General features: G+C 63.1%; 26 protein-coding genes and 1 pseudogene. 13 read left to right on the top strand and 14 right to left on the bottom strand.

The window, feature by feature from the left end:
• From gatB to NKH23_RS30115, 3 genes are all read right to left on the bottom strand, one after another.
• Window positions 1-1,500 carry an Asp-tRNA(Asn)/Glu-tRNA(Gln) amidotransferase subunit GatB gene (gene gatB / locus NKH23_RS30125; protein WP_352720746.1) on the bottom strand — a complete coding sequence of 500 codons (1,500 nt, stop codon included), beginning with the start codon at window positions 1,498-1,500 and terminating at the stop codon, window positions 1-3.
• A gap of 191 nt (window positions 1,501-1,691) precedes the next feature.
• Window positions 1,692-2,123 (bottom strand): CBS domain-containing protein, encoded by a 432-nt coding sequence (locus NKH23_RS30120; protein WP_023717464.1) that lies wholly within the window; start codon window positions 2,121-2,123, stop codon window positions 1,692-1,694.
• A gap of 102 nt (window positions 2,124-2,225) precedes the next feature.
• Entirely contained in the window at window positions 2,226-2,996 is a 771-nt protein-coding gene (locus tag NKH23_RS30115) for a rhomboid family intramembrane serine protease (protein ID WP_352720744.1), read from the bottom strand.
• A gap of 391 nt (window positions 2,997-3,387) precedes the next feature.
• Here NKH23_RS30115 and NKH23_RS30110 point away from each other — a divergent pair, with 391 nt between their 5' ends.
• The 3 genes from NKH23_RS30110 to NKH23_RS30100 all read left to right on the top strand — a co-directional run bounded on the left by NKH23_RS30110 (window position 3,388) and on the right by NKH23_RS30100 (window position 5,623).
• Window positions 3,388-4,026, top strand: a complete 639-nt coding sequence (locus tag NKH23_RS30110) for a PAS domain-containing protein (RefSeq protein ID WP_352720741.1) — start codon at window positions 3,388-3,390, stop codon at window positions 4,024-4,026.
• Window positions 4,027-4,143: 117 nt separating this feature from the next.
• Window positions 4,144-4,761, top strand: coding sequence for a PilZ domain-containing protein (locus NKH23_RS30105; protein ID WP_352720739.1), 618 nt, complete (start codon window positions 4,144-4,146; stop codon window positions 4,759-4,761).
• 262 nt (window positions 4,762-5,023) lie between these two features.
• Window positions 5,024-5,623: a transglutaminase-like cysteine peptidase gene (locus NKH23_RS30100; RefSeq protein ID WP_352720823.1), complete on the top strand. Its 600-nt coding sequence runs from the start codon at window positions 5,024-5,026 to the stop codon at window positions 5,621-5,623.
• Between the two features lie 214 nt (window positions 5,624-5,837).
• Here the strand turns inward: NKH23_RS30100 and NKH23_RS30095 are convergent, their stop codons facing one another.
• Window positions 5,838-6,734, bottom strand: coding sequence for a LysR family transcriptional regulator (locus tag NKH23_RS30095; RefSeq protein WP_352720737.1), 897 nt, complete (start codon window positions 6,732-6,734; stop codon window positions 5,838-5,840).
• A 96-nt stretch (window positions 6,735-6,830) separates the two neighbouring features.
• On the opposite strand from NKH23_RS30095, the gene NKH23_RS30090 reads away from it, so the two are divergent.
• Both NKH23_RS30090 and NKH23_RS30085 read left to right on the top strand, forming a co-directional pair.
• Complete coding sequence (locus tag NKH23_RS30090; protein WP_352979177.1) at window positions 6,831-8,018, top strand: MFS transporter; 1,188 nt, start codon at window positions 6,831-6,833, stop codon at window positions 8,016-8,018.
• A 30-nt stretch (window positions 8,019-8,048) separates the two neighbouring features.
• A complete protein-coding gene (locus NKH23_RS30085) occupies window positions 8,049-8,795 on the top strand; it encodes an SDR family oxidoreductase (RefSeq protein ID WP_352915909.1) in 747 nt (248 codons plus the stop codon).
• Between the two features lie 42 nt (window positions 8,796-8,837).
• On the opposite strand, the gene NKH23_RS30080 is transcribed toward NKH23_RS30085, so the two are convergent.
• Window positions 8,838-9,386, bottom strand: coding sequence for a gamma carbonic anhydrase family protein (locus NKH23_RS30080; protein WP_352720730.1), 549 nt, complete (start codon window positions 9,384-9,386; stop codon window positions 8,838-8,840).
• A gap of 18 nt (window positions 9,387-9,404) precedes the next feature.
• Window positions 9,405-9,749: a DUF6949 family protein gene (locus NKH23_RS30075; protein ID WP_352720728.1), complete on the bottom strand. Its 345-nt coding sequence runs from the start codon at window positions 9,747-9,749 to the stop codon at window positions 9,405-9,407.
• Window positions 9,750-9,869: 120 nt separating this feature from the next.
• Here NKH23_RS30075 and NKH23_RS30070 point away from each other — a divergent pair.
• Both NKH23_RS30070 and NKH23_RS30065 read left to right on the top strand, forming a co-directional pair.
• A pseudogene (locus NKH23_RS30070) lies at window positions 9,870-10,599 on the top strand (hypothetical protein).
• A 235-nt stretch (window positions 10,600-10,834) separates the two neighbouring features.
• Complete coding sequence (locus NKH23_RS30065) at window positions 10,835-11,122, top strand: GIY-YIG nuclease family protein (protein ID WP_352915922.1); 288 nt, start codon at window positions 10,835-10,837, stop codon at window positions 11,120-11,122.
• A gap of 218 nt (window positions 11,123-11,340) precedes the next feature.
• Here the strand turns inward: NKH23_RS30065 and NKH23_RS30060 are convergent, their stop codons facing one another.
• Window positions 11,341-11,544 carry a DUF3126 family protein gene (locus NKH23_RS30060; RefSeq protein WP_023674799.1) on the bottom strand — a complete coding sequence of 68 codons (204 nt, stop codon included), beginning with the start codon at window positions 11,542-11,544 and terminating at the stop codon, window positions 11,341-11,343.
• A 342-nt stretch (window positions 11,545-11,886) separates the two neighbouring features.
• Entirely contained in the window at window positions 11,887-12,735 is an 849-nt protein-coding gene (gene cysE / locus NKH23_RS30055; RefSeq protein WP_023717455.1) for a serine O-acetyltransferase, read from the bottom strand.
• 159 nt (window positions 12,736-12,894) lie between these two features.
• Here cysE and NKH23_RS30050 point away from each other — a divergent pair, with 159 nt between their 5' ends.
• Window positions 12,895-13,494 (top strand): HD domain-containing protein, encoded by a 600-nt coding sequence (locus NKH23_RS30050; protein WP_352720724.1) that lies wholly within the window; start codon window positions 12,895-12,897, stop codon window positions 13,492-13,494.
• 506 nt (window positions 13,495-14,000) lie between these two features.
• Here the strand turns inward: NKH23_RS30050 and NKH23_RS30045 are convergent.
• The 3 genes from NKH23_RS30045 to NKH23_RS30035 are packed head-to-tail and all read right to left on the bottom strand — an operon-like array spanning window position 14,001 to window position 15,968.
• On the bottom strand, window positions 14,001-14,768 hold the full coding sequence (locus NKH23_RS30045; protein ID WP_352720722.1) for an alpha/beta fold hydrolase: 768 nt from the start codon (window positions 14,766-14,768) through the stop codon (window positions 14,001-14,003).
• 20 nt (window positions 14,769-14,788) lie between these two features.
• Entirely contained in the window at window positions 14,789-15,352 is a 564-nt protein-coding gene (locus tag NKH23_RS30040; protein ID WP_352720720.1) for a DUF192 domain-containing protein, read from the bottom strand.
• A gap of 19 nt (window positions 15,353-15,371) precedes the next feature.
• Window positions 15,372-15,968, bottom strand: a complete 597-nt coding sequence (locus tag NKH23_RS30035) for a cold-shock protein (RefSeq protein WP_502903730.1) — start codon at window positions 15,966-15,968, stop codon at window positions 15,372-15,374.
• Window positions 15,969-16,182: 214 nt separating this feature from the next.
• Between NKH23_RS30035 and gloA the strand changes: the two genes are divergently transcribed.
• The gene (gene gloA / locus NKH23_RS30030) at window positions 16,183-16,623 is read left to right on the top strand and encodes a lactoylglutathione lyase (protein ID WP_352720717.1); all 441 of its coding nucleotides are present in this window, start codon (window positions 16,183-16,185) and stop codon (window positions 16,621-16,623) included.
• A gap of 78 nt (window positions 16,624-16,701) precedes the next feature.
• Window positions 16,702-16,995, top strand: a complete 294-nt coding sequence (locus NKH23_RS30025; protein WP_292664826.1) for a DUF2218 domain-containing protein — start codon at window positions 16,702-16,704, stop codon at window positions 16,993-16,995.
• An 8-nt stretch (window positions 16,996-17,003) separates the two neighbouring features.
• Here the strand turns inward: NKH23_RS30025 and NKH23_RS30020 are convergent, their stop codons facing one another.
• Window positions 17,004-17,576 carry a DUF1697 domain-containing protein gene (locus tag NKH23_RS30020; protein WP_352720714.1) on the bottom strand — a complete coding sequence of 191 codons (573 nt, stop codon included), beginning with the start codon at window positions 17,574-17,576 and terminating at the stop codon, window positions 17,004-17,006.
• On the bottom strand, window positions 17,573-18,829 hold the full coding sequence (gene ilvA, locus NKH23_RS30015) for a threonine ammonia-lyase IlvA (RefSeq protein WP_352720712.1): 1,257 nt from the start codon (window positions 18,827-18,829) through the stop codon (window positions 17,573-17,575). Before ilvA ends, NKH23_RS30020 begins: the two co-directional genes overlap by 4 nt.
• 127 nt (window positions 18,830-18,956) lie before the next feature.
• Here ilvA and NKH23_RS30010 point away from each other — a divergent pair, with 127 nt between their 5' ends.
• The 3 genes from NKH23_RS30010 (at window position 18,957) to NKH23_RS30000 (ending at window position 22,824) form a co-directional block, all read left to right on the top strand.
• On the top strand, window positions 18,957-20,351 hold the full coding sequence (locus NKH23_RS30010; protein WP_352720710.1) for a hypothetical protein: 1,395 nt from the start codon (window positions 18,957-18,959) through the stop codon (window positions 20,349-20,351).
• Window positions 20,352-20,454: 103 nt separating this feature from the next.
• The gene (locus NKH23_RS30005) at window positions 20,455-21,528 is read left to right on the top strand and encodes an alpha/beta hydrolase (protein ID WP_352451120.1); all 1,074 of its coding nucleotides are present in this window, start codon (window positions 20,455-20,457) and stop codon (window positions 21,526-21,528) included.
• A 132-nt stretch (window positions 21,529-21,660) separates the two neighbouring features.
• Window positions 21,661-22,824, top strand: a complete 1,164-nt coding sequence (locus NKH23_RS30000) for an alpha/beta hydrolase (RefSeq protein ID WP_352720709.1) — start codon at window positions 21,661-21,663, stop codon at window positions 22,822-22,824.
• Between the two features lie 401 nt (window positions 22,825-23,225).
• Here NKH23_RS30000 and ade read toward each other — a convergent pair whose 3' ends face one another.
• On the bottom strand, window positions 23,226-25,037 hold the full coding sequence (ade, locus tag NKH23_RS29995; RefSeq protein ID WP_353027315.1) for an adenine deaminase: 1,812 nt from the start codon (window positions 25,035-25,037) through the stop codon (window positions 23,226-23,228).
• Between the last annotated feature and the right edge of the window lie 252 nt (window positions 25,038-25,289).

The raw sequence follows: 25,289 nt of genomic DNA, 5'->3' as shown, positions 1-25,289 counted from the left end.
CTACTCGATCCCGAGCCTGGCCTTGACCAGCTCGTTGACCGCCTGCGGATTGGCCTTGCCGCCGGTCGCCTTCATCACCTGGCCGACGAACCAGCCGGCCATGGTCGGCTTGGCGCGCGCCTGTTCGACCTTGTCTGGGTTGGCTGCGATCACCTCGTCCACCGCCTTTTCGATGGCGCCGGTATCGGTGACCTGCTTCATGCCGCGGCTTTCGACCAGCTGACGCGGATCGCCGCCCTCGTTCCAGACGATCTCGAACAGATCCTTGGCGATTTTGCCGGAGATGGTGCCTTCCTTGATCAGGTCGATGACGGCACCAAGCTGGTTGGGCGAAACAGGAGCGTTTTCAATATCCTTGCCGGCTTTGTTCAAGGCCCCCAGGAGGTCGTTGATGACCCAGTTGGCGGCGAGCTTGCCGTCGCGCCCGGCCGCCACCTTCTCGAAATAATCGGCAATCGCCTTTTCAGAAACCAGGATCGAGGCATCGTAGGTCGACAGGCCGAGCGAGGTGATCAGCCGCGCCTTCTTGGCGTCCGGAAGTTCCGGCAGGTCCTTTGCCAGCGCGTCGACATAGGCCTGGTCGAATTCCAGCGGCAGAAGGTCGGGATCGGGGAAATAGCGATAGTCGTGCGCTTCTTCCTTGGAGCGCATCGAGCGCGTCTCGCCCTTGTTGGGGTCGAACAGCCGCGTTTCCTGTTCGATCCTGCCGCCGTCCTCGAGGATGGCAATCTGGCGGCGCGCCTCATAGTCGATGGCCTGGCCGATGAAACGGATCGAGTTGACGTTCTTGATCTCGCAGCGCGTGCCGAATTCACCGCCGAGCCGGCGTACCGAGACGTTGACGTCGGCGCGCAACGAGCCTTCGTCCATATTGCCGTCGCACGTGCCGAGATAGCGCACGATCGTGCGCAGCTTGGTGACATAGGCCTTGGCTTCATCGGCGGAGCGCATATCCGGCTTGGAGACGATCTCCATCAGCGCCACGCCGGAGCGGTTGAGATCGACATAGGACATCGTCGCATGCTGGTCGTGCATCGACTTGCCGGCATCCTGCTCAAGGTGCAGGCGCTCGATGCCGACCTCGATGTCCTCGAACTCGCCCTGCCGGTCCGGGCCGACCGAGACGATCACCTTGCCCTCGCCGACGATCGGCTGCTTGAACTGCGAGATCTGGTAGCCCTGCGGCAGATCAGGATAGAAATAGTTTTTCCTGTCGAAGACCGATTTGAAATTGATCTCAGCCTTCAGGCCCAGCCCGGTACGGATCGCCTGCTTGACGCATTCTTCGTTGATGACCGGCAGCATGCCGGGCATCGCCGCGTCGACCAGGCTGACATTGGCATTGGGCGCGGCGCCGAAAATGGTCGAGGCGCCGGAAAACAGCTTTGCCTGTGAGGTCACCTGCGCATGGACCTCGAGGCCGATGATGATCTCCCAGTCGCCGGTGGCGCCGGGAACCAGGCGCTTGGCGTCGGGCGTGCGGGTATCGATGATGCTCATAAGGGCCTGCATATTGAAATTGCGGATATGCGAGAACGCATATTTTGATGTGCAACTTCGCTAGTGCAAACCGCCAAAAGAGACAAGCGCAAAGCCGCAGGCGCCGACGCGGCACAGGCCCGCACCTGCCGCGATGGACTGCTATAGCGGCTTGAAAAGATTCAATGGCCGGCAACCCGGCCGCCGTCGCCTCATGCCGTGGCGATGTAGGCCCTGATCTCCTCGGCCTCGCGCTCGACATCCTCGATGCGCCGCTTGACCACGTCGCCGATCGACACGATGCCGTCGAGCAGCCCGTTCTTTTCCACCGGCAGATGGCGGAAGCGGCCCTTGGTCATGATCTCCATGACCTCGTTGACGGTGTGGTTCTCATTGCAGATCTTCACCTTGGGCGTCATCGCCGAGCGGATGGCGAGGTCGAGCGCCGCGGCCCCCTCTTTGGCGAGAACCCGCACCACATCGCGCTCGGAAAGAATGCCGACGATCTTGTGATCGCCGTTGGTGATGACCAGCGCGCCGATCCTGTGTTCGGAAAGCATGCGGATGGCTTCGCTGAGCTTTTCGTTCGGCCCGAGCGTCACCACGTCGTGGCCTTTTGCCTCGAGAATTGCCTTAACAGTCATGGCGTCCTCCTCTGCATTTCCTTGCCGGCTCCTGCCCTGGCCGGCTTTTCCCTGGGATGAACATGGTGCGCCGCGATCGGTTGCTTTTCAAGTGCGGAGGTCTCAGGTCTCCGGCTCGTCCGCCTGCCGGGGCACCTGCTCTCGCCGATCAAAAAACCGCAGGCCGAAGAAGCCGGCAAGAAAGCCGCCAATATGGGCTTCCCAGGCGATCTGGCCGTCAATGCCGGGCGCCAGGCCGAAGAGGCCGGTCGCGAGGTTGATCACCATCCACATGGCGAGAAAGGTGACGACGCCGCGCGAGCGCAGCACCGCCGCCATCGGCAAAGGCTGGCCGGCGAAGGCGGCCTTGCCCGACGAGCGATCGATACGGAAGCCGTAGCGTGCCGCCGCGCCCATCATGCCGGAAATCGCGCCGGAGGCACCGACCAGCGGCGCCTCGCCAAGCGGATGCATGGCCCAGAACAGCGCCACCGCCGCCAATCCGGTCGCGGCGAAGAACAGGCTGAAGCGCAGCGCGCCGAAGCGGTTGGCCAGCGGTGAGCCGAAGGCCGCAAGCCACACCATGTTGATGGCAAGATGGGCAAAGCCGCCATGCAGGAAGGCATACGTAAAGGGCCGAGAAAACAGGAACCAGTCGAAGCCGTATTGGCCAGTATAGAGAACAGGAATGAAGGCCCCGTCGTACAATAGTGTCAGCTGCTGGTCTTGGCTAAGCACATACTGCTGCATCAGAAAGACGAGGACGCAGATGCCGATCACCGCCAGCACGACGGGCGGCAGGTTGAACACCGGTTCGCGGCGCTGCTCCGGTTCGCGGGCGACAGGCTCACCCTGGCCCTGCTCGATCTCCGGTGGGCTTTCTGGGTCGCTCATATGGCTTGCACTCAGTCGCTGGATTGGACTTCGCGAGCATGTAGATCACGGCCAACCGAATCACAAACGACGAATCAGCAGCCCCGAATCAAAAAAGAAGCCGTCCAAGGTTTCCCTTGAACGGCTGGTCGAGCCCCCTTGCTCCCCCGAACTCTTGACTGAAGTGCTGCCGATCGTCGCAAAACGACTGCTTCTGGAGTGGTTTTGGTGTGCCACAGGCCTGGCAGGCACGCAACGTAAACCAGTTGTTAACCTTAACCGCCCCGACCCGTGAACAAGTATTAACGATGCTGGCACGCATCCTGCTCCGCAACGCATGTAGGTCTTCGGAGGGCGCCCTTCTGTTCACCGATGGGACATCAGAAGACAGAATGCGCGGAGCAGCATTAGCATGAACCAGACCGGATCGATCACGCTGTTCCATTATTGGAACCGGTTGCGTGACGGACGCCCTGCCCCGAAGCGCTCGGAAGTCGAACCGGCCGATATCAAGTCGCTGCTGGCCGACACGTTCATCCTGGAAAAGGACACGCGCGGCGAAGCGGTGTTCCGGCTCGCCGGCACCAGGCTCTGCGCGGTCTATGGCCGCGAACTCAAGGGGTTTTCATTCCCTTCGCTGTGGCGCGAGAAGGACCAGCGGCTGATTTCGAAGCTGACCGACGGCGTCTTCGACCTGAAATCGGTGGCCCTCATCACCTATGAGGGTTTCAGCCGCACTGGTCGCTCCAACAGGTTCGAGCTGCTCGCGCTGCCGCTCGACGGCGGGGTCGAGAGCCCGCGCTGCCTCGGCGTGATAAGCGCCGTCGAAAAGCCTTTCTGGCTGGGTGCCGACCCGGTCCTCGACGCCTTGATCGATTCGATCCGTGTCGTCGATCCCGACAAGGAGCCGATGTTCCTGAAGAACCGGCCGGCGATAGAGGTTCCCTCGCTCGCCCCATCGGAATTCGACCCGCCCGAGACGATTTCGGCGCTCGGCCAGGCCCGCCGCATCCGTCACCTGGTCGTCTTCGACGGCGGACGCGAGGAATGATGCCCAAAGATTAAAGCAACAGCGCCGGGCTTTCCCCTTTGTTAACCTGCTTTGTTGTAGTTTTCCGCTGAAATTCCCCGCATCCATGCGCGGAATGCCGAACGGGGTATGGCAGTGATGAGGTCAGCGGCGGTCGACCATGCGCCGTCCCAAGCTGAAAGGCGTAACTTTCAGCGCGTCCGCGTGAAGATTTACGGACGCTTCATGCTGGAAGACCGCACCGAACATCCCTGCCAGGTGGTCGACATGTCGCCTGGCAACGTTGCGCTGCGCACCGAGCGCGCCGGCCTGGCTGGCGAAAAGGTCATTGCCTATATCGATCACATCGGCCGCATCGAAGGCGTCATCACCCGCACCCTGCAGGATGGCTTTGCGATGACCGTCATCGCGTCGGAGCGCAAGAGGGACAAGCTCGCCGCGCAACTGACCTGGCTTGCCAACAAGCACGAGCTCGACCTGCCGGAAGACCGCCGCCATGAACGCGTCGCACCGCGCAACCCGACGAGCGTGCTGCAGCTTGCCGACGGACGGCAGTACCAGTGCCGCATCATCGACCTGTCGCTGTCGGGCGCGGCGATCGAGATCGACGTCAAGCCGGCCATCGGCGTCCAGGTGACGCTGGGCACCATGCGCGGCCAGGTGGTGCGTCATTTCGAAGATGGCGTCGCCATCGAGTTCGCCGTCATCCAGCGGCCGGAAACGCTCGATACCGAATTCAGCTCGCCGCGCGGCTGACGCGGAAGCGTTAGCGCCATCGGGAAGAGAGGCTGGCGATCCTTCGCGCCCCCCGTCTGTCCTGCCATCCTAGCTGTTCGAACGATGCGACGAAGCATGGGAACGCACCGGCTGGAATCCTTAAACAATTCTATACTCAATTGCATCAAATTTTATGTTTATTCTATTGGCGTTTTACTTAATGTCTACTTCGCGCTTTTGCGTCAAATAAATCCAGCCCTGTCATTGTCTCCTCAAACGGGGAGACTGAATAATGAACAGGATGAGGGGCAAGCTGTTGCTGGCGGCAATAGCGATGCAGCTTTTCGGCTGGGGGACTGCAAACGCGGCGGAGCCGGCCTTCATGCACACCGGCGGCCGCACCACACAGCCGGTCGGTCACTACGAATTGTGCCAGCAGCTTCCGCAGGAATGCAATCAGAGGACGCCTGGCCGGGCACCCGTCGAGCTCACCCGCAAGCTGTGGGCGATGATCGTCAAGGTCAATAATTCGGTCAACAGCAAGGTCGCGCCGCGCACCGACATGGAAATGTGGGGCAAGGAGGAAGTCTGGTCCTTTCCCAATAACGGCTTCGGCGACTGCGAGGACTATGCGCTGGAAAAGCGCCGCGAGCTGATGAGCATCGGCGTGCCGGCCGGCGATCTGCTGATGACGGTGGTGCGCCAGCGCAATGGCGACGGCCATGCGGTGCTGACCGTGCGCACTAGCCTTGGAGAGTTCATCCTCGACAATCTCCAGCCCAAGGTGCTGTCCTGGACCAATACCAGCTACACCTACCTGAAGCGCCAGTCCGAGCGGAATTCCGGCGCCTGGGTGACGATCAACGACGGCCGCTCCGACGCGGTCGCCAGCGTCCGCTGAGGACGCGACGCAAAACCCGGTCGAGTCCCCACCCTCCCCGTCCCCAACGACCGGGTTTAAGGAGCCGGCCCCGTCCCCGGGCCGGCTCCACCATTTCCGGCGGAACACATCTCGATACAGTTATCTCGGCTTTGCCTCCAACCGCGCTTCGTCATCCAAGCTGTCGCACGACCGTTTGTGCGATACCTAGCTGTCGTTCGCCGTCGAAACGCTGTTACTTGCCCCTGATACGGAACGCGTCGACAAAGGCGGAAAACGCCGGAGAGGGATGGCGTCGGCTTGGATAGTACAGGTGGTAACCCTGGAACGTCGGGCACCATTTGGTCAGGACTTCCTGGAGAAGGCCACTCTCAATGTGTAGAAGGACGAGTTCGCGCGGTAGATAGGCCAAGCCCACACCGTCAAGCGCGGCCTGGATCGCCGGCCCCATGTTGTTAAGCGTCAGTTGCCCCTCGACCCGAGCGCTGAACTCGCGCGCGCCTTCCCGCAATTCCCACGCATAGACCGATCCTGACGTCGGCAGCCTGTAGTTGATGCAGTTATGGTCGGTCAGCTGCTGCGGCGTCTCCGGCGGTGTCCGGTGGGCGAAGTAATGGGGTGAGCCGACCACAGTGTAGGTCACGTCCGCTCCGATGCGCACGGCTACCATATCCCGGGCAATGGACTCGCCCAGCCGCACGCCGGCATCGAACTGGCGCTCGACGATGTTGGTGAAGGCGTTATCGACCACCAGCTCGACATTGATATCGGGGAAGTCGCTCAGGAACTTTGGCAGCCGGGCGCGGAAGACAATGTCGACCGAATCGTCGGTGCACACCAGGCGAATGTTGCCGGACGGCCTGTCGCGCAGGACGCCGAGAGCGCTGACCTCAGCCGCGATCCCTTCGAAATGCGGTTCGATGCCTTCCTTGAGGCGTTGACCGGCCGCCGTCGGGGCCACGTCGCGCGTGGTGCGAGACAGAAGACGAACGCCAAGCCGCGACTCCAGCGACTTGATGGTGTGGCTAAGAGCCGAAGGAGTGACGCCGAGCTTGGCGGCTGCTCGGGTGAAGCTCCGCGTCCGGGTGATCTCCAGGAACGCGCGCATTTCGGCGAACTCGTCGCGTGGCATTGATGAGCCTCATTCACAACCACATCAAAATTATACCCGCTAGTCGCATTTGACCAGCCCGACTACTTAGTTCGCGAACGGACAGGAGACTGCCTTATGACTTTTGAACTCGCGCTGGACGAGGCCGCCGCTGCTGACGGCGGGACGACCCCATGGTCTGCGGTGGTCTGCCTGTCGCTGCTGACCTTCCTTCTGGTCGGACTGGAGTTCCTGCCGGTCAGCCTGCTCACCCCGATCGCTCAGGATCTGGCCGTCTCAGAGGGTCAGGCAGGCCAGGCAATCGCGGTGTCCGGATTCTTCGCCGTGGTTACCAGCCTCTTCGGCAACTCGCTCTTGCGAAACGTCGATCGACGGACGGTGGTTCTGCTCTATACGGCAGTGCTGGCGGTATCGAGCCTGGCGGTGGCGCTTGCTCCCAACTTCCTGGTCTTCCTGGCCGGGCGGGCGTTGGTCGGCATCGCGATCGGCGGTTTCTGGTCACTGTCGACGGCCATTCTGGCCCGCCTGGCCGCGGGACCCGACCTGCCCAAGGCCATTGCCTTGCTCCAGGGTGGCACTGCCTTCGCATTGGTGATCGCCGCGCCTGTCGGCAGCTTCCTCGGATCGCTGATCGGATGGCGGGGGACCTTTTTCGTCACTGTCCCCATCGGCTTTGCGGCGCTCGTGTGGCAGTTGGCCGTTCTCCCGAAGATGCCACCGATGGAGGCCGCCTCGGTGTCGAGCATGTTCGGCCTGCTGCGGAATCGCAGATTCGCCATCGGCATGGGCGCGACCGGGCTCGCTTTCATCGGGCAGAACGCGCTCTCGATCTATCTGCGGCCGTTTCTGGAAAACGTGACGGGCCTTGAGGTGAACACCCTCTCAATGGCTCTATTGGGCGTCGGCCTCGGTGGCCTGGCGGGACTGTCGATCGTCGGCCTCATACTCCGGCGGCACCTCACAGCCGTGCTGATCGGGCTGCCGAGTGCAATCGCGGTCTTCGCTCTACTGCTGATTGCCTTTGGACCGTATGCACGCGCTACGGCCGGCCTGCTGGTTCTTTGGGGACTGTTCGCGACCCCGATCCCGGTGGCGTGGAACACCTGGATGACCACGCTCATCCCTGAAGACCTGGAGGCCGGGGGCGGACTCCAGGTCGCCCTGATCCAGTTCGCGATCGCGGGCGGCGCTATTGCAGGAGGCCTGCTGTTCGACGTGGCCGGCTGGTGGAGCGCCTTCCTTCTCGCCGCGGTCCTGCTCACGGGCTCGGCCTTGCTCGCCGCCTCGGCCGGCCCCCGCACCTGAACTCTTTCAATTCTTGTCTAGGAGAATCTCATGTCCGAAGGAATCGAGAACAAGGTCGTCGTCATCACCGGTGCCAGCAGTGGCCTCGGTGAAGCGACGGCACGCCATCTTGCCGCACGAGGCGCTTCCGTGGTGCTGGGTGCACGCCGGTCACACCGCATCGACGCCCTTGTCCAGGAACTGACCGCCGCTGGGCTCAAGGCCAAGGCCGTTACAACGGACGTCACCGACGCCGGCCAGGTCCAGAACCTGGTGAACACGGCGGTCCGGGAATTCGGCCGCATCGACGTGATGCTGAACAATGCGGGCCTCATGCCGTTAGCCCCGCTCGAACGGCTCAAGGTCGACGAATGGGACCGGATGATCGACGTCAACATCAAGGGCGTCCTTTACGGCATCGCGGCCGCGCTTCCGTACATGAAGGAGCAGCGATCGGGGCACATTATCAATGTCTCGTCCGTCTACGGCCATGTGGTCGACCCGGGTGCGGCAGTCTATTGCGCCACCAAGTTCGCCGTGCGTGCGCTGTCCGAGGGTCTGCGGAAAGAGGTGAAGCCCTACAATATCCGGACTACGGTGATCTCGCCGGGCGCTGTCAGCACAGAGTTGCTCGAGCATATCAGCGAGCAGGATATCCAACAGGGCACCAGGGACTTCGTGAGCAAGATCGCCGTGGGGCCAGATACGTTTGCCCGCACGGTCGCCTTCGCGATCAACGAGCCCGACGACGTCGATATCAACGAGATCTTGTTCCGGCCGACCGCCCAGCCGGTTTGACTTGGAGGGGCTATGCTTTCGGTATCCTAAGGCCCGGCTCCGTTATTTCATGGGCATCGCCGATTGTTCTTCCTTCAACCCCGCCCTGAACCGCCTGCCGTTTGCCACATAGTGCGCGGCCGAGGCGCGCAGCCTGGCGATTGCGGCCTCGTCGAGCATCCTGACGACGCGCGCGGGCGAGCCGACGATCAGCGAATTGTCGGGAAATTTCTTGCCTTCGGTGACCAGCGCACCGGCGCCGACCATCGAGTTGTTGCCGATCTTCGCGCCGTTCAGAACGATGGCGCCCATGCCGATCAGGCTGTTGTCGCCGATCGTGCAGCCATGCAGCAGGGCACGGTGGCCGATCGTGCAGCCTTGGCCGACGGTCAGCGGAAAGCCGGCGTCGGTGTGCATGATTGTGTGCTCCTGCACGTTTGTGTCGGCGCCGATGACGATCGGCTCGTCGTCGCCGCGGACGACGACGCTGAACCAGAAGCCGGCATTGCGGCCGATCCTGATATTGCCGATCAGAGTGGCGTCGGGCGCGATCCAGTTGCTGTCGGGGTCCTCGAAGGCGGGCGCTTTTCCGTCAATCGCGTAGATCGGCATTGCTGTCTCCAGATCGTCTCACACCGACAAGCTGCCAGACCCTAGAAGCGAAGCCGCCCAGGACGCAATGGCGATCACCACCATGCCCAGCGCCAGCGCCCAGATGGTTGCGGTACAGCCGCAGGAGATCAGCCCCAGCACCGAGATGCGACGCTCGCGCCAGGCGTCCAGCGCCTCGTTGACGAACATCAGCGGCCCGGCGCAAGCCGTCGCGGCGAGCGAGCGCAGCATGTGCTTCGACGATACATAGGGCTGGACGAAGGCAAGCCTACGGCCGGCGATCAGCTCCATCGCCGATCCGGCCAGGCCGCAAGCCGTCAGCCCAGCCATAAAACTGAAGATGATTTGTTCGACCGGGCCCATCTTTACCTTCCGTTTACCATGAAATCGCACAGTCGCCTGCAAAAGCTGCGAAGCAAGAGCCGTGCCGCGCCGAGATGTGCCGCCCAGGCACACCCGGCGGGACGGCAAACGAGGATCGCGATGAAGCAGGCAGCCGCCACAGAGGGCCCGCAACTCAGCGTCGTCGATTCGACGCTGATGAAGCGGGTGTTTTATGCGTTCGCGACGCTGGCGCTGCTTTCGGTGGCGATCAGCCTCGGCGGCAAATGGTTCGGCCGCTCGATCGCCATGGCCGGGTACACCGACGACACCACGGTCTACGAGGTCGTCATCGGCAACAACATCATCGCCGTGCCGGCCAATGTCATCCGCTTTGCCCAGGCCCGGCGCGACGGCATCGCCTCGCGGCTCGACCTCTACCTGCGCTATCCCGAGATGGACGGCTACAGCGAGGCTGCCCGCAACGACTTCAATCACACCGGACCCAGCAAGGACATCGTCTTCCTGTCGTTCGAGCCGCAGATGATGTCGCGCGACATGAGCGGCCGCTTCGCGCCGATTTACAGCGCGCTGATCGCCAAGCCGGGTACGCCCGGCCCTGGCGGCACCACGCTTTACGCCTTCAGCGAAAAATCAGGCTATCTCAACGAAGTGCTGGCGGTCGCCGACCGCCCCGGCAGGGATCCGTTCGTCGCCCGCTGCCTGAGCGGCCCGAGCGCGGACGAATCGCTGGCGCCCTGCGAGCGCGACATCCTGGTCGGCGACAATCTCAGCCTCACCTACCGCCCCCCGGGAATTCCTCGGCGACTGGCAGGCGCTCGACGCGGCGATTTCGGGCGAGGCAGCGCGTGTGCTGAAGACTGGGCGTTAGGGCTTGGTCCTTTGACCGGCCCTGAAGGGCTTTGGGCTGGAGCCCCGCCAATCGGGCTACCAATCTCCAGGGTTTGCGATTAGCTGTAGGCCCACCACGCCTTCGTCATCCTAGGGCGGAGCAGGAGCGAAGCGACGTCGCGGAGACCCTAGGATCCATGCCGTTACGCCAGTCGAAGAATGCAGCGGCTCAGAACGGTGCTTGCGTACGCAACAATGCCTACTACCCTTCAGCCATGACCGGCTATGCCTACATGACTGCAAGCCAGAAGCGCGGCACGATCTACATCGGTGTCACCAACGACCTCGGCCGCCGCATGCCGGAGCACAAATCTGGCGAAGGCTCGCGCTTCACCAGCCGCTACGGCGTACAGCGTCTGGTCTGGTACGAGGAACATTTCGACATTCGCAACGCCATCCAGCGCGAGAAGTCGCTGAAGCGCTGGCCACGCCGGTGGAAGATCGAGCTGATCGAGAAGACCAATCCAGAGTGGTTCGAACTTTTTCGCGGGACTGGTTGGTAGAGGACGCTCAGCCGGTGCCAAGAAGCATTCGATTCTGGTCAGAACGGAGCACTGCCGCGAGGTAACGGCATGGATCCCAGGGTCTGCGCCGCGTCGCTTCGCTCGTTGCTCCGCCCTGGGATGACGAAGGGAGGGATGCTCCAGCCAGTCTCCGAGGTTTGCGCTCCGTCAGGCGGTCCCGCCTGCAACAAGCAGGTCCGGCCAGCTAAATTCCCGGCTCAGGCCAGATCGATGTCGAGGATCGCCATCGAGAAATTATAGTCGCCGTCGTCCTCGTCCTTGAAGACGATGCCGAGGAACTCGTCGCCGACATAGACCTCGGCCGAATCTTCCTTGCGCGGCCGCGCCTTCACTTCGAGTTTGGGGTTCTGGAAGGTGCGCTTGAAATAGGCGTCCAGCTTTCTGATTTCGTCCGGCTTCAACAGTCTTCTCCGATCGTCGCTTGCTCGTTTGAGCGCGCTTCTGACACGTCGACAATGACCATGTAAAGGCAAAGCCGACGAGAGAAGACGGGCAATCGCCTCAAGTCGGCGCCGCCCCTCATCGCCCTGCCGGGCACTTCTCCCCGTATAGTGACGGGGAGAAGGAACGCCTTCACAAAGGATTTCGCCAATCTCCAGCGTTGCTGAAAGGGCGCCGACGCTACGGTCAGCCCCTTCTCCCCGTCACTATACGGGGAGAAGATGCCGGCAGGCAGATGAGGGGCGGCGCCGACATCGTTGGTCCGACGCGACAAGCCCTTGCCCAAGCCCCTGCCCGAGCGCTCAGATGTCGAAGCTGACGACGTGGTCCATCGTCTGCGATGGCAACAGCTGGTCCATCTGCCGCGAAGGCTGGTCGCAGCCGGTCTCGCCGACGACGCGGGCCGGCACGCCGGCAACCGTCTTGTTGTGCGGCACCGGCGACAGCACCACCGAGCCGGCCGCGATCTTCGAGCAATGGCCGATCTCGATGTTGCCGAGGATCTTGGCGCCGGCGCCGATCAGCACGCCGTAGCGGATCTTGGGATGGCGGTCGCCGCCGGCCTTGCCGGTGCCGCCCAGCGTCACGCCGTGCAGGATCGACACGTCGTCCTCGATCACCGCCGTCTGGCCGACGACGAGGCCGGTGGCGTGGTCGAGGAAGATGCCCTTGCCGATGCGGGCGGCCGGGTTGATGTCGGTCTGGAACACCGAGGACGACCGGCTCTGCAGATACAGTGCGAAATCCTGGCGGCCCTGGTTCCACAGCCAATGCGCCAGCCGGTGCGTCTGGATGGCATGAAAACCCTTGAAGTAGAGCACCGGCATGATGAAGCGGTCGCAGGCCGGATCGCGGTCGTAATAGGCCTGGATGTCGACGCGCACCGTCGTCGACCAGTCCTTGTCGTCGGCCGCCATCGCCTTGAACGTCTGGCGAATGAGGTCGGAGCCGATGTCCTGGTGGGCGAGGCGCTCGGCCAGCCGGTGAATGACCGCTTCTTCCAGATTTTCCTGATTGAGGATGGTCGAATAGAGGAACGCCGCCAGCAGCGGATCGCGGTTGACCGCTTCCATCGCTTCGTCGCGGATCGAACGCCAGATCGGATCTACCGGCTGCACCCTGGTGGGACGGGAAATCGTAACGCTGTTCATCTGATGTCTCCGGCCATCCAATGTCTCGGCCATCCAATGTCTCGGTTGGCGGCTTGCCTATTCTCCGGCCGCACCTATAAGCCAGATCATAGCACGGGTGAACTCAATTTTCCTTAGTGCTTCGTCAAATGGATTTGGTTGGCGGAATTTCAAGCAGCCATGGAAAACGCAACCTTGATCGACGAGACGCTGAAGCGCGAGCTTTCCGCGCTCTATGAGGCCGAAGATCGCCACTACCACGACCTTGGCCACATCGAGGCGATGCTGGCGCTGGCCAATGATTACAAGGCGTTGCTGCATGATCCTGAAGCAGTCGAAGCAGCGATCTGGTTTCACGACGCGATCTACGACAGCCGCGCCAAGGACAACGAAGCCAAGAGCGCCGCCCTTGCCGAGAAAAAGCTCGCCGGCCGCACGGATGAGCAGCGCGTCGGCCGCATTACGGCGATGATCATCGCCACCGCCACGCATGAGTTGCCGCACTTTGGCGACGGCAATGCCGTCCGCGACGCAGCGCTGTTCCTCGACATGGACCTGGCGATCCTGGGTGCGACGCCTGACGCCTTCGATGCCTATGAACAGGCGGTTCGCCGTGAATATGGCTGGGTGGAAGAGCCGATGTGGCGTGCCGGCCGCAGTGCTGTTCTGAAGAGTTTCCTCGCCCGCCCGCATATCTTTCACACCGAGGAGTTCCGGCAGCGGTTCGAAGCACAGGCCAGGCAGAACATGGCGCGGTCGATCGAAGCGCTTGAGGCATGACTCGGACAGGTTCTAGTGGCAGGGTTCGACCCTTTGCGGACCCTCAAGGCTTGCGTGTTGCGCGCCCGCTATGTTTTCGCATGTTCCGGGCCGCACTGACCATTAGTATTACAACGGCCACGAACCAGAATGCCGAAATGACATAGGCGGTAGCTGTTGCGCCAACGCACTCGCTCTCGTCGATGAGGCAGCTTTGATTAACACCCCCACGAAGAACATATCCGCCCACAGCCAGAACAATCCCGGTCATGGAGAGGGCGATCCAGAGGGGAAGCCCAAACCGCAAACCAATAGCGGAGCCGACGATTAGGACCGCTGGCGCAATGAGGGTGATCAGTAGTGGGTCGAACGTCATGCCTTAACCCTAACGAAGCGAATATCAGCTTTCCACCCTGAGCGGTAGTTGAGTTTCTGGTACCATGCGTCAGGCTTTCACCACTAGCTGCCTGTTGCGATCGCGCCCGACAGCGCGCTTTCCCAATGGTGGCAATGCACCTGTCGCCAGTTCACAGCGGATTTTCGGCATAAAACTCCAACACACGCTGCTTGAAGGTCTTGTCGCCGACGGCCAGCATATGGTCGCGGCCCTCGATGTGAAAAGCCCTGGCGTTGGGCATCAAGGCGGCAAGCTCATCCGGCGAGCCACCGATGTCGTCCTTGGTGCCGACGGCGATCAGCGTCGGCTGGGCAATGCGGGCAATGTCGGCCTCGCTCAGCAATTCGCGCGAGGTGGCGATGCAGGCGGCGAGCGCCCGGCGATCGCTGCGGGTCTGGTCGGCGAAGGCACGGAACGAGCGGCCGCGCGGGTCGCTGGTGCCTGCCGGGTCCTCGGCCAGAAGGGCGTCGGCTATCGGATCCCAGTCGCCGACGCCGTCGACCATGCCGATGCCGAGACCGCCGAAGACCAGCGTCGCCACCTTGTCCGGGTCGGAGAGCGCCAGGAACGCCGATATGCGCGCGCCCATCGAGTAACCCATGACATGGGCGCGTTCGATGCCGAGATGGTTCAAAAGCGCTGCCGCGTCGGACGCCATTTTTGCCGGCGTGTAGTCCGCTTCGTCATAGCTTTTCGACGACGAGCCATGGCCGCGATTGTCAAAGGCGATCGCGCGGTAGCCGGCGTCGTTCAGCGTCTTGAACCAGCCGGGCGACACCCAGTTGACGTAATGGCTCGAGGCAAAGCCGTGGATCATCAGCACCGGATCGCCCTGCCCCGATGCCGGCTGGCGGTCAAGGAAAGCAAGGTCGAAACCGTCATGGGAGAAGAACTGCATCGGCCGAAGATCCTGCCCGTTCAGTCGGAATCGACATTCGGCGCATCGCCCTTGTGGAGCGGCGGCACGGCCGGCCCGGGCGCCGTGCCGATGGCAGGATGGCGCAGCAGGTCGCCGTCCTTAAGGCCCTTTTTGGCGGCGGTGCCTGCCTTGAGCTCGAGTACGAAGCGCACTGGCTCGTCCGGCGAGATGATCGCCTCCGACTGCGGCTCGCCTTGCCTGATCGCCCGGATCCGGCCGTCCTGGCCGACGAAGATCAGGTCGAGCGGCAACGGCGTGTTCTTCATCCAGAAGCTCACATCCTGCGGCATACCAAACACGAACAGCATGCCGTGATTGTCCGCCATGTGGCGGCGGAACATCAGGCCGGCCTCGCGCTCGGCGGGCGTGTCGGCAATTTCGACGGAAAAAGAACGCTCGCCGGCCTTCGTCACCGCGACAAGCGGCGCCGGGTCGATGGGAAGGATCATCGCCTTGCCGTCGGCCGAACTCGGTTGCTGAAAATAGAAGAACGCACTTGTGGCGACGATGAGGAAAATCCCGGCGCAGAGCGCGCCCGCCGTCAGCCGGTTCCTGTGAGCCATATGAAATCCTCGGCCGGAACTAATGCGAGACCGGCAAGGTACCCATATCGGGATGAATTTCGGCAGCCATAAGGCCTTTGTCGCCGCGTCCGAAGCGGACCAGCACCACCTGGCCCGGCCGGAGTTCGGTGATGCCGTAGCGGCGCAGCGTCTCCATGTGGACGAAAATGTCCTCGGTGCCCTCGCCCCGGGTCAGAAAGCCGAACCCCTTGGTGCGGTTGAACCATTTCACCAGCGCCCGTTCGAGGCCGCTTTCCGGCGTTACCGCGACATGGGTGCGCTGCTCCTGCATCTCCGCCGGATGCACCGCCGTGGAGACATCCATCGAGAGCACGCGGAAGGCCTGCAGCCCGCGCTCGCCCTGCTTGACCAGGCAGACGACGCGGGCGCCTTCCAGGGCGGTCTGAAAACCGTCCTTTCGAAGGCACGTCACATGGAGGAGGATGTCGCCCGAAGAACCATCATCGGGAAGGATGAAACCGTAGCCCTTGGCCACGTCGAACCATTTGATGGCGCCGGCGATTTCGACGAGATCGGCCGTATCGGCGCTCTCATCCCGCTTCAACGCATCGTTACCGGCCCCGTCCCGCCCCATGAAAGAGGCCTTTTCCCCCATAAGAACGCCCCCTTTTTCAAGAAACACTGCAACTGATTCTTGGTATCAGATTAACACCGCGGCTTCCGGTGTGTGCAAGACCTGACGTGCCTTTTTTCACGGTTCCGTACAGGAATAGCGGATTTGCCGTTTGCCGGCGCCGGCAAGCGTGGCCAATTGCCCTTTGGCCGGGCCGCCCCTATGTTGCGCCGCAACGCAACATAAGGAGGAAATCATGCGCTATCTGCACACCATGGTCCGCGTCGCCGACATCGATGCCTCGCTCGATTTCTACTGCAACAAGCTTGGCCTCAAGGAAGTGCGCCGCCATGAAAACGAGCAAGGCCGCTACACGCTGATCTTCCTCGCCGCGCCTGAAGACGAGCGAAGCGGCATCTCCGAGAAGGCGCCGCTGGTCGAGCTGACCTACAATTGGGATCCGGAAGACTACAAGGGCGGCCGCAATTTCGGCCATCTCGCCTATGAGGTCGACGACATCTACGCCACCTGCCAGCGGCTGATGGACAATGGCGTTACCATTAACCGGCCGCCGCGCGACGGCAACATGGCGTTCGTCAAATCGCCGGACGGCATCTCGATCGAGCTGTTGCAGAAAGGTCCGGCAAAGCCGAAGGCCGAGCCGTGGGCGTCGATGCCGAACACGGGCAGCTGGTAGCCGATCACGCCATTTTGAACGGACGTAGGAGGGCCCTGGTTCGGTTTTCGCGTCCGCATTCCCAGGGAGAATTCATTCATGCCGAGCAGCCATGTCGACGTCGCCACCGAACATGCCAGCCGCTATCTGCAGCAGCTGTGCAAACATTGGGCGCACAAGTTTCCCGTCGAATTCGACCCGAACCACGGCACCATCGATCTGACACTCGGCCGCACGGTTCTCGATGCCGACCCGGCAGCGCTGCACATTGCAGTGACGACCGATGAAGCCGGCTCGCTCGAGCGCCTGGAAACGGTCGTCGCCGAGCACATCAAGCGCTTCGCCTTCCGTGAAGAGCTGGCATTCGACTGGAAACGCGCTCCGGCCGCGTAGAAGACCTATCAACGGCCGGCGTTGGCCATCTCCAGCAGCATCAGCACGGTGCGCCAGTTTCGCGCCGTGCCGGGCACCTTCAGAACGCGCGGAATGAGATTGGCAAAGACCGATTTGCCGAGCCCGTCGGGCGCATGCAGGTAGAGCACGTCGCCCCTGATCTCGAAGCGTTCAGGCCCGGTGCATTTTTCCGCCAGCCGGGCGATCTCTTCGGCGGTCGGCTGGTGCTCCAGCGCATAGGCGTGCAGCTTGGTCGGCTCGCCGGCCACTTCCGGATAGGGATTGTCCGCCGCCAGCCGCTCGAGCCAGCCGAGATCGCGCACCATGATGCGCGAATGGAACCCCCATTTCTTCTCGAATTCCGCTTCGAGCTGCCTGGTCAGCGTGACTGCATCGCCTTCTGGCGACCGGAAGACGGCGTTGCCGCTCTGCACATAGGTGGCGACATCGGAGAAGCCGAGCTGCTCGAAGAATGACCTGAGTTCCGCCATTTTGACGATGCGGTTGCCGCCGACATTGATGCCGGAGAACAGCGCGATAAAAACCTTCGCCGGAGTGTTCGGAAGATCGTTGCTGCTCATATGATGAACCCGGCGAGCGTCTCGTTGTCGGTGATGTCCTGGTAATGGACGCTCTCGGCATCGAAATTCGCCTTGAGCAGGTCGAAGTTGCGGCGGTCCTTGGTTTCGATGCCGATCAGCACCGAACCGAAATTGCGCGCCGATTTCTTCAGATATTCGAAGCGGGCGATGTCGTCGTCAGGGCCAAGCAATTCGAGGAAATCGCGCAACGCGCCGGGCCGCTGCGGAAAGCGGATGATGAAGTATTTCTTCAAGCCCTCGAAGCGCAGCGCCCGTTCCTTCACATCCGGCAGCCGCTCGAAATCGAAATTGCCGCCGGACACCACAGCAACGATGGTCTTGCCCCTGATTTCCTTCCTGGAAAAATCCTTGAGTGCATCGATCGCCAGCGCGCCCGCCGGCTCGAGCACGACGCCTTCGACATTGAGCATTTCGATCATGGTTGCGCAGAGCCGGTTTTCCGGGATCAGCCGCACGGTGTCGGCGGCAAATTCCCTGAGGTGGCGCAGCGGCTCGCGGCCGATCTCGGCCACCGCTGCGCCGTCGACGAAATTGTCGACCTTGGCGAGCTTGATCCGCTTTCCGGCGGCAAGGCTCTCGCTCAGGCTCGGGGCGCCGGCCGGCTCGCAAAAGACGAAACGTGTCTCGCGGTGCTGGTCGGCGAAATAATGGGTGACGCCAGCGGCCAGGCCACCGCCGCCGACCGGCAGCATGACGATATCAGCCATGCGCGCGCCGGGCATCTGGCCTGATATCTCGTAGGCGACGGTCGCCTGCCCTTCGATGATGTCCTTGTGGTCGAAAGGCGGCACCATGTGTGCGCCGGCAGTTTCGGTGAATTCGAGTGCCGCGTGGTAGCAGTCGTCGAAGAAATCGCCGACCAGCCTGATCTCGACGAATTCGCCGCCGAACAGCCGCGTCTTGTCGATCTTCTGCTGCGGCGTCGTCACCGGCATGAAGACAACGCCCTTTTTGCCGAAATGGCGGCAGACGAAGGCAAAGCCCTGCGCGTGATTGCCGGCCGAAGCGCAGACGAACAGCTCGGCAGCGTTGCCGGCGGCGAGCGTCTTGCGGAAGAAGTTGAAGGCGCCGCGGATCTTGTAGGAGCGCACCGGCGTCAGGTCCTCGCGCTTCAGAAGCACCCGCGCGCCGGTCTTCTTCGACAGATAGTCGTTTTCCTGCAGCGGCGTTTCCGGAAAGATCTCGCGGATCGCGGCAGCGGCGGCAGCGACGCGAGAGGAGAAACTGGTCATGGCAAGAGCACCCCACAGGCTAGCCGAATTCGGTCCCGCTATTGCATATCCGGCCTCGCGAAGCCATTGTCCGGCCACCCCGAAAGGGTGTTCCCAAAACTTCGTTGGCCGCTAGGAGCGCCTGTTCATGCCTGTCGCATCGGTGGCCCAGAAAACCGTGTCGCTGCCGGAGTTCGGCGAGCCGACGGTGATGCCGCTGGTTACGCGCGCCACCTATGAGGCCCGCATCGCGGCACTAGTCGCGCGCGGCGGATTCGATGCCTTCGTCGTCTATGGCGACCGCGAACATGCGGCCAATGTCGCCTATCTCTGCGGCTACGATCCGCGCTTCGAGGAGACGCTGCTGGTCATCGTTCCCGGCAAGTCGCCGAAACTGCTGGTCGGCAATGAGGGCTGGGGCTATGCCGAGATCTGCGACGGGCCGTATGAGCGCGTGCTCTACCAGACGTTTTCGCTGCCGGCGCAGCCGCGCGACCGCTCGCAAGCGCTGGCCGACATCCTCGTCGATTGCGGCCTGAAGGCCGGCCAGCGCATCGGCGCCATCGGCTGGAAGCCGTTCGGCTCCGGCGATGCCGGTTTTGGCGAAACGACGCTCGACCTGCCGTCCTTCATCGCCGACACTTTGCGCAGCCTTGCCGGCGATAGGGGCGTGATCGTCAACGCGGCGAACCTTTTGATGAACCCTGCCGACGGCCTGCGCGCCATCAACGAGGCCGACCAGCTGGCCGCGTTCGAATTCGCCGCGACCTATTCCTCGCAAGGCCTGCGCAATGTGCTGCAAAGCATCGAACCCGGAATGACCGAATTGCAGGCGGCGCGGCTGATGGGCATCAACGGCCTGCCGCAATGCTGCCACCCGATGCTGTCGGCCGGCAGGCGCGCGGCCTATGGCTTGCCAAGCCCGCGCCTCGAAATCATCAAGCGCGGCGACCCGATCACCATGGCCTACGGCATCCGGGGCTCGCTCAACGCCCGCGCCGGTTTTCTGGTCGAGGACGCGGCCGAGCTTCCAAGGGGCATCCAGGACTATGTCGAGAGACTGGTCGCGCCCTATTTCTGCGCCGTCGTCGACTGGTACGAGACGGTCGGCATCGGTGTTCCCGGCGGCGCGTTGTGGCAAGCGGTGCACGACCGCATCGGCGATCCGTTCTTCGGCGTATCGCTCAATCCCGGCCATCTCATCCATATCGACGAATGGATGCATTCGCCGGTATTTTCCGGCTCCGACATCAGATTGAAGTCGGGCATGGCCTTGCAGGTCGACATCATTCCGGCGACCGGCACCGATTACTTCACCACCAACATCGAGGACGGCATCGCGCTGGCCGACGAGGCGCTGCGCGAAGAGATCGCCGCGCGCTATCCCGAAGCCTGGCGCCGCATCGAGGCGCGCCGCGCCTTCATGACCGACGTGCTCGGCATAAGGCTGAAGCCGGAAGTGCTGCCGTTTTCCAACATCCCGGCCTTCCTGCCGCCGTTCTGGCTTTCGCGCAACACTGCGATGGCCGTCGCTAGGCGCTGAGCGCATTTCGGCGCCTGCGACTTACTTCTGCCGCACTTCGCCTGTCCGGGAGGTGCGGCGGAGGTGGATGGGCCTTTGGTTAGGCCGGAGTGGAATTGCTTAAGTGCCCTTGAAGACGATTTGCATCATTGTTCTTGCCGCGCTGCTCGCCGGCTGCGGCGGCCGCCAAACCGAGGAACTGCTCGGCAGCGCCATGATGGCGGTGCCGGTGACGGAAATCGCCGGCAATCACTCGATCTTCATCGCCACCACGCGCAAGCGCTCCGACGACCCCAACAAGGTCTTCGACGGCGAGCGCTCGGCGACGCTGAACTATGCCCGCGTCAACGTCACCGTCCCCGGCATCCACAAGACAGGCCAGATCGAGCGCCGCTCGCGCGGCAAGTCGGACGATCCGGCCAAATACTTCATGGCTTCCGAGGTCGTCGGCTACGACACCCAGCCGAAATTCTCCAGTGCGCTCAGTGCCGACATCGCGGCGCGCGGCGGCCGCGTCATGGTCTTCGTCCACGGCTACAACACCGGCTTCGACGACGCGGTCTACCGCGTCACCCAGATCACCCATGATTCCGGCTATCCGGGCACACCGGTGCTGTTTTCCTGGGCGTCGGGCGCCAAGACCACTGACTACGTCTACGACAAGGAAAGCGCCAGCGTTGCCCGCGACCAGCTCGAAGTGACGCTGAGAATGCTGGCGCAGACCGGCGCGCGGCGCATCGACATCGTCGCCCATTCGCTGGGGACCTGGGTCACCATGGAGGCGCTGCGCCAACTCGCCATCACCGGCGACCGCGATCTCGGCGGCAAGCTCGGCGACGTCGTGCTGGCCTCGCCCGACATCGACGTCGACGTGTTCAAGAGCCAGATGCGCCGCTACGGCAAGCCGGACAAGCCGTTCATCCTGCTGCTCTCCGACGACGACCGGGCGCTGCGGCTCTCCGGCCTGATCGCCGGCGCACGGCCGCGCGTCGGCGACTACAAGAACGCCGCGGACCTCGCCAGCTATGGCGTGTCGGTCGTCGATCTCTCCAGCGTCAAGGGAACCGACCGCTTCAACCACACCAAATTCGCCGACAATCCGGAATTGGTGCAGTTGATCGGCCAGAAGCTGCGCGAGGATGACGGGTTTGCCAGCGACCGCGAGGTGACAGACCGCATCGCCTCGGTCGGACAATAGCTGCATTGCGCAGCAGTCATTGTTGACCCTTGCCGCACCATCGGAACAGTTTGAACTGGACCGTACCGGCCTCTGCCTCTATCGAATAGGCCAAGACGTCTCCGGCTCGACGTCGCCTTTGCGGGAGCCCGCGTGATCGTGCCTTCGAAGATCTTTCTCGTCGTTGCGTTCGCGCTCGCGCTGGCAGGCTGCGCCGGCCAGAACACGCACGACTTGCTCAACAAGACGACGATCACCGTGCCTGCTTCGGATATCGCGGCGACGCACAAGATCTTCGTCGCTACAACCCGGCAAAGGGCAACGAAGGAGCCCCGGCAGGTGTTCGACGGCGACCGTTCGCCGACCACCAGCTTTGCCAGCGTCGAGGTGACGGTGCCCAAAATCCACCAGCTCGGCGCCATCGAGCGGGTCAAGGGCTCGGCCAACAGCAATCCGGCGAAGGATTTCACGGCGACCGGCGTCACCTTCTACGAAGGCGCGCCGCAATTCGCCAAGGCGGTCGGCGCCGACATCGCGATGCGCGGCGACCGCGCGCTGGTTTTCGTGCACGGCTTCAACAACGGCTTCGACGACGGCATCTACCGGCTGACGCAGATCGCGCACGACACCAAATACCCGGGAACGCCGGTGCTGTTTTCTTGGGCGTCGAGCGGCAAGACCACCGGCTACATCTACGACAAGGAAAGCGCCAATGCGGCGCGCGACGATCTCGAAGCGACGCTGCGCATGCTCGCCAAGAGCCGCGCCAAGAGCATCGATATCATCGCCCACTCGATGGGAACCTGGGTGACCATGGAAGCATTGCGCCAGCTTGCCATCACCGGCGAGCGCGACCTCGGCGGCAAGCTCGGCTATGTCATCCTTGCCTCGCCCGACATCGACGTCGACGTGTTCAAGAAGCAGATGATCCGCTACGGCAAGCCAGACAAGCCGTTCGCCGTGCTGCTTTCGGGCGACGACCGGGCGCTCAGGCTGTCGACCCTGATCTCCGGCGACAAGCCGCGCGTCGGCGACTATGGCGACGCGGCCGACCTCGCCAGCTATGGCGTCTCGGTGGTCGACCTGACCAAGACCAAGGGCGGCGACCGGCTGAACCACGCCAAATTCGCCGACAACCCGTTCCTGGTGCAGCTGCTCGGCGACCGCCTGCGCGCCCCGGCGGGCCTCGCCTCCGAAGAGACCGCGCCGGCCCAGCTCGACAATCTCGGCCAGGGCCTTGGCAAGGCCGTCGGCTCGGTCGCCGAAATCGTCATCACCACGCCGTTCAAGGTGCTGACCATCGCCACCGGCGGGTGAAGCCGCCGCCGACGCTGGCGATTAAGCATAAGCCTTCGTCATCCCAGGGCGGAGCGAACGCGAAGCGGAGCGCAGACCCTGGGATCCATGCCATTACACCTGCCGAAGATTGCTGCGGTCGGAATAGCTTGTATCAGCAACAGCGCGTTGCCCTTCGCACGTCATCATCGCTGGAATGTCTGCCGGTGCCACAAGGCGCTCGAATTCTGGTCCGCTTTCGTGTGCCACAGATGTAACGGCATGGATCCCAGGGTCTCCGCGACGTCGCTTCGCTCCTGCTCCGCCCTGGGATGACGAAGCGAGGGATGTTTCGGCTAATCTTCAGAGTACGCGATTTGCCCCTGAAAGGGATCGCGGGAAGCTGAGAAATTGCGACTTGTCGAGCCAGCATTTCGACGGCGCTAAACGAACAGATCGACCTTCTGAAAAGTCGTCACGTCGATCAGGCCGACATCGGAAATCCGCAGCTCCGGGATGACGACCAGCGCCAGCAGCGAGTGCTGCATATAGGCGTTGTTGAGCGAGCAGCCCATCTGGCGCATGGCGTCGCTGAGTTGGTCCGCCTTTGCGGCGACGATTTCCGCCCGCTCGTCCGACATCAGCCCGGCGATCGGCATTTCGACCAGCGCCAGCTCCTTGCCCTTGGAGAACAGCACGACGCCGCCGCCGACCTCGCCCAGCCGGTTCACGGCCAGAGCCATGTCCTGCTTGTTGGTGCCGACGACGATGATGTGATGGGCATCGTGCGCCACGCTGGAGGCCATGGCGCAGTCGCCGATATAGCCGAAGCCGGAGACGAAGGCGTTGGTGACGCCGCCGGTGCCCTTGTGACGCTCGACCAGTGCGATCTGACAAACGTCGTTGCGGCGGTCCATGGCGACCAGCCCGTCCTCGACCGCAAGATCGGCCTCGAGCGCCCGCGTCGGCGCCTGGTTCTCGATGACGCCGATGACGCGCACCCGGACCTCGTTGGCGCCCATGGGTGCCGCGATGTCGAAATCGCCTGCCTTGAGTTTCTTGCCGAGCTTGACGGTGTTCTTCGCCGTCTTTGGATAATCATAGGCCGGAATGTCGATTTCGAGCTTGCCGCCCTTGGCCAGCCTGACCCCGCGGCCATAGACCTCGTCGATGGTCATTTCGGCCAGGTCGGAGACGATCAGCAGATCGGCGAGCCGACCCGGCGCGATCGAGCCGATCTCGCGCTCCAGCCGGAAATGCTGGGCGGTGTTGAGCGTCGCCATCTGGATCGCGGTCACCGGCTTCAAGCCCTGGCTGATGGCGTGGCGCACGACCCGGTCCATGTGGCCTTCATGCACCAGCGTGCCGGAATGGCTGTCGTCGGTGCACAGGATGAAGTTGCGCGGGTCGAGCCCGCTCTCGGTCACCGCCTTGATCTGCGAGGCCACGTCGTACCAGGCCGAGCCCAGCCGCAGCATCGCCTTCATGCCTTGGCGGACGCGGGCGATGGCGTCCTCGGCGCGCGTGCCTTCGTGGTCGTCCTCCGGGCCGCCGGCGACGTAGCCGTGGAACGGCAGGCCGAGATCGCGCGAGGCATAGTGCCCGCCGACGGTCTTGCCGGCCCTCACCGTCGCGGCGATCTCGCCCGACATCACCGGATCATTGGCGGCGACGCCGGGAAAATTCATCACCTCGCCGAGCCCGATAATGTTCTCCCAGGTCATCGCCTCGGCAACATCGGCGACGGTCAGCTCGGCGCCGGCATGCTCCAGCCCCGGGGCGGAGGGCACGCAGGACGGCATCTGCACGAGCACGTTGACCGGCATGGCGACCGCCTCGTCATGCATCAGCCGGACACCCGGCAGGCCGAGCACGTTGGCGATCTCATGCGGGTCGATGAACATCGATGTGGTGCCATGGGGAATCACCGCGCGGCAGAATTCCGTCACTGTCACCATGCCGCTCTCGACATGCATATGCGCGTCGCAAAGCCCCGGCACCAAATAGCGGCCGCCGGCATCGACCACCTTGGTGCCCTGGCCGATGGCGTGGCCGGCATTCGGCCCGCAATAGGCAAAGCGGCCGCCGGCGATGACGACGTCGGTGCCGGCGATGATCTCGCCCGAATGAACGTTGACCCAGCGCCCGTTGCGGATGACGAGATCGGCGGGCTTGCGGCCCATGGCGACATCGACCAGATGCGTCGCCATTTCGGCCCAGGGTTTTGGTTTCGTCGCATTGGCGGTCTTCGGCATGGACAAGCTCCTCTTTGCCCGACTGTGCCAAGCCGCGAGGATTTTGACCAGCGAGGAAGCGAGGGTCGACGGCGAAACTGCCGATCTCCCCCCCAAAGGGGACCCAAGTGGAGGAGATGTCGCCGAAGGCGACAGAGGGGGTCGCGCGCCGACCTCTCAAGACCTGGGTTCCTCGCCCACCGCGAAGCGGGGGGGCGGTGGGCGCGCAGCGGCCGGGGAGGGGGGCGTTGGTAGGGGGGCGGGCCCCCCGAC

Origin of the sequence: Mesorhizobium sp. M1328 (assembly GCF_040318075.1) — a bacterium.
GTDB lineage: Bacteria > Pseudomonadota > Alphaproteobacteria > Rhizobiales > Rhizobiaceae > Mesorhizobium.
This window is presented reverse-complemented; position numbering and strand designations above follow the sequence as displayed.